At 70.6% G+C, this 3,614-nt stretch carries 3 protein-coding genes; 1 reads left to right on the top strand and 2 read right to left on the bottom strand.

Features of this window, described 5'->3' with window-relative positions; translation table 11 throughout:
- Positions 1-242 precede the first annotated feature (242 nt).
- Positions 243-866: a hypothetical protein gene (locus HR086_RS45545; RefSeq protein WP_373564447.1), complete on the bottom strand. Its 624-nt coding sequence runs from the start codon at positions 864-866 to the stop codon at positions 243-245.
- Between the two features lie 109 nt (positions 867-975).
- On the opposite strand from HR086_RS45545, the gene HR086_RS45540 reads away from it, so the two are divergent.
- Positions 976-3,291 carry a serine/threonine-protein kinase gene (locus HR086_RS45540; RefSeq protein WP_174468785.1) on the top strand — a complete coding sequence of 772 codons (2,316 nt, stop codon included), beginning with the start codon at positions 976-978 and terminating at the stop codon, positions 3,289-3,291.
- Between the two features lie 8 nt (positions 3,292-3,299).
- Here the strand turns inward: HR086_RS45540 and HR086_RS45535 are convergent, their stop codons facing one another.
- On the bottom strand, positions 3,300-3,614 hold the full coding sequence (locus HR086_RS45535) for a rhodanese-like domain-containing protein (protein WP_174468784.1): 315 nt from the start codon (positions 3,612-3,614) through the stop codon (positions 3,300-3,302).

The raw sequence follows: 3,614 nt of genomic DNA, 5'->3' as shown, positions 1-3,614 counted from the left end.
CCCCAGATCATCCAACCGCCACCCGCCCATGTCCCCGCCTCCCCATCGCAGCCGCCAGAGGGCTTGTGCAACTGCGGTGCCCGAATCGACAACGTCGGGTGGAGGACGGCGTGGGCGGCGCGCGGGTGTGCCAGGGCGCGAAAACGTCGTGACCAGGGCGTTACATGGCCCTCGGTGGGAACGGAAGTTCCACCGCGAGGGCAGCCGGGCCTGTACGAATGTCGATCAGCCGGTAGAAGGAGTTACCGGTTGGACGCCGCATCCGGCGGCGGGACGGTGGAATCGCGTGCCTCCGTGGACGCGGGAGACTCCACCGTCACCGTGGAAGCGGGGGCCGTGCCAGCTTCTGGCGTGCCCGCGGGCGAGGCCGGGGCCTTCATCCTCCGCATCGCGCCCCGCACACCCCAGACGAGCGCCGCGCCCGAAGCCAGGACGAGCAGGCCCCAGCTCAACTCCGGAGGCAGGGGCTGGGCGGCCACGGTGACGTAGCCCGTCAGGACCTTGAGGTGCGTGTTCTGGTAGCGGATCTCCAACTCGTAGAGGCCCGGCTCGTCGAAGGTCAGCTCGGTGTGCCAGTTGACGCCGTCGCGCGTCAGCGTCTTCGTCACCTGGGCGGGCGAATCCTTCAAGTGGACGGTCAGCGTCAGGGGGCCGGTGAACTCGGCGCCCTCGAACGCGCCCACGTGGAGCGACAGCATCGCGGGCTGGCCCTCCCGGGGAAGGGCGGGGTGAAGCGTACCCTGCAGGCGCTCCTCGGCATCCGCCCAGCGCAGCTCCATGACGTCGCCGCGTCGCTCCAGGCGGAGTTGATCCGCACCCGGAGTCGCTGCGAACGCACCCGTCGCCAGCAGGCAGGCAATCAGCACCCCGAGCGAATTCCGTGCGCGCCACCTTTGCCTCGGCGGCGGCTGTCCCATAAGATGGCGACCCCTGACGCATTCCATCTGAGCCAACTCCCCCGGCCAGAGTACCGGGATGAACCCTCAATCATTCGGGAAATATCAGCTCCTGAAGAAGCTGGCCACCGGCGGCATGGCCGAGGTGTGGCTGGCGCGTCAGTCGGGCATCGAGGGGTTCCACAAGAACCTCGTCGTGAAGCGCATCCTTCCGCATCTGGCGGAGGACCGTGAATTCGTGGAGATGTTCCGGAACGAGGCGCTCATCGCGGCGCGCTTCAACCATCCGAACATCGCGCAGGTCTACGAGTTCGGCGAGGCCAACGGCACCTACTACATCGCCATGGAGTTCATCCACGGCGAGGACCTGGGCCGGGTCATGCGCAAGGCGGCCAGCGCGGGGCAGTGGATAGCGCGCCCCCTGGCCATCCGCATCGTCGCGGCGGCGTGCGAGGGCCTGCACTACGCCCACAGCCGCACGGACGACGCGGGCCGGCCGCTGCGCGTGGTGCACCGCGATATCTCGCCGCAGAACATCCTCATCAGCTTCGACGGCTCGGTGAAGCTGGTGGACTTCGGCATCGCCAAGGCCGCGGACCAGGCGTCGCTGACCAAGTCGGGCGCCATCAAGGGCAAGTTCGCGTACATGGCGCCGGAGCAGGCGGCCGGCAAGCCGCTGGACGGGCGCGCGGACATCTTCGCCATCGGTCTGGTGCTCTACGAGCTGCTCACGGGCGTGCGCCCGCTCAAGCGGGACTCGGAGCTGGCCACGCTCCAGGCCGCCATGGAGTGCGCCATCCAGCCGCCGTCGCAGGTGGCCGACGTCCCGGAGGAGATGGACCCGGTGGTGATGCGGGCCGTCACCAAGAACGCGGACGACCGCTACCGGGACGCGCGCACGTTCCAGACGGCGCTGGAGGAAATCCTCGTCGGCCAGCGCTGGGTGGCGGGCTCGGTGCAGATCTCCGAGCTGATGGAGACGCTCTTCGCGGACCGACTGGCCGATGAGAAGGTCCAGGGCCAGGTCGTCCCGGTGGACGACGACGCGTCGGGCAACTCGGGCTCGCCCGTGCCTCCCACGCCGCCCCCTCAGGAGCGGGGCCGGGGACGTCCGTCGTCCGCGGACATGAGCTGGGATGCGCCTCCGGGTGAAGCCTCCGCGCCCCGCGAGCGAGGAGGCCGCGCCGCCCCCTCGCGCTCCGCGCCGCCCCCGCCGCCGCGTCGCACGGGGGCCTCCGCGCAGCCGGTGGTGGAAGAGGACCCGGGCGAGTGGGACGCGCCCTCGGGCGACCTGGACGTGCCGCCGCGTCGCCGGGGTGGCACGTCGGACTCGATGCGCCGGCCCAGCAACGCGAACGTCACCCAGGTGGCGCGCACCAGCTCCCGCTCGGACCTGCGCAGTGCCGTCACCAATCCCGGAGAGCCGCCTCCGTCGCCGCCGCGCCGCTCCATGACGCGCGCCCAGCCGGTGGTGGACGTGGACGCGCCCCCGCCGCCGCGCTCCCGCACGTCCGCGTCGTTGGACCTGGACGAGCGCACGCGCATGGAGGACGAGGACGACGAGCGGACCATGCTCCCGCCTCCGGAGCCTCCGCCGCGCCGTCGCACGGGCATGCAGTCTCAGGTGTCCGCGCCCGAGCAGCCTCCTCGCCGCCGCACCTCCAGCCGCGCGGAGATGTCCGTGCCCCCGCCGTCGCGCTCGCGCGTCTCGCTCTCCTCGGCGCCCGCCGTGAGGCCGGACGACGACGTGGACCGGGCGCTGTCGGACGACTCGCGCCGCACGCGCCGCACCATGGCGACGCGCAACGTGGCCACGCTGGGCTTCATCGTGGGGTTGCTGGCGGTGGTGGCCATCTTCCACAAGCCCATCCTCGCGGTGCTCAGCGCCACGGCGTCGGACGGGCAGGGCGTGCGCCTCACCATCAACACCAATGAGCGGGTGAAGGTCTCCGTGCGCCATGCGAATGGCTGCGGCGGCTCGCAGCCCATCACCGAGCTGGGCATGACGCCGCTGACGCTGGTGTCGGGCGCCCACCTGCAGGACACTCTCATCCTGGAGAACGAGCAGCAGGGCATCTACAAGGAGGACACGGACACGCTGGCGTTCGGCGAGCCGGGTCAGGCCAAGGTGCTCACCCAGGAGTTCCGCCGGGGGAGTCTGCTGCTGCTGCTCAAGCCGGACAGCGTGCGCAACATCACCGTGCGCCGCAGGGACCAGGACGTCGGCATCTACCAGGGTGGCAACGGCAAGGGCCTCAAGATTGAGTTGATGGAGGGCAAGCACAAGCTCGAGCTCAATGGCGGCCCCTTGAAGGAGCCGTTCCACTTCGAGGTCGACATCAAGCCCAACAGCATCAACCGCGAGACGCAGGACCTGTCCGCGTTCCTCGGCTGAGGGCCCCCTCAGTAGCGGGGCAGCGAGGGGTCCACCTGAATCGAGTACAGGTCGATGCCGCCTCGCAGCGACACGGCCTCCAGTCCGCGTGACATCAGGTAGGCCGTACCGTCCAGGCTGCGCACGCCGTGGTGGCAGTAGACGACGACGGGCCGGCCCCGCAGGGCCTCCAGCTCGTCGGCGCGCTCGTCCAGCTCCGGCAGGGGGATGAGCACCGAGTCCGGCAGCGCGACGTACTCGTGCTCATGCGGGAAGCGCACGTCCAGCAGGGCGGGGCGGGACTCGGCGGGGCCGGCGAGCAGCTCGGCGAGTCGGGCGGGCAT

It is taken from the genome of Myxococcus sp. CA039A (genome assembly GCF_013336645.1).
Classification (GTDB): domain Bacteria; phylum Myxococcota; class Myxococcia; order Myxococcales; family Myxococcaceae; genus Myxococcus; species Myxococcus llanfairpwllgwyngyllgogerychwyrndrobwllllantysiliogogogochensis.
The sequence above is the reverse complement of the archived record's forward strand: the minus strand, read 5'-3'. Positions and strand labels throughout refer to the sequence as shown.

Excerpts from the sequence above, each read along its gene's own strand:
- HR086_RS45540 (WP_174468785.1), top strand. The coding sequence starts at position 976 with ATGAACCCTCAATCATTCGGGAAATATCAGCTCCTGAAGAAGCTGGCC.
- HR086_RS45535 (WP_174468784.1), bottom strand. The coding sequence starts at position 3,614 with ATGCCCGCCCGACTCGCCGAGCTGCTCGCCGGCCCCGCCGAGTCCCGC.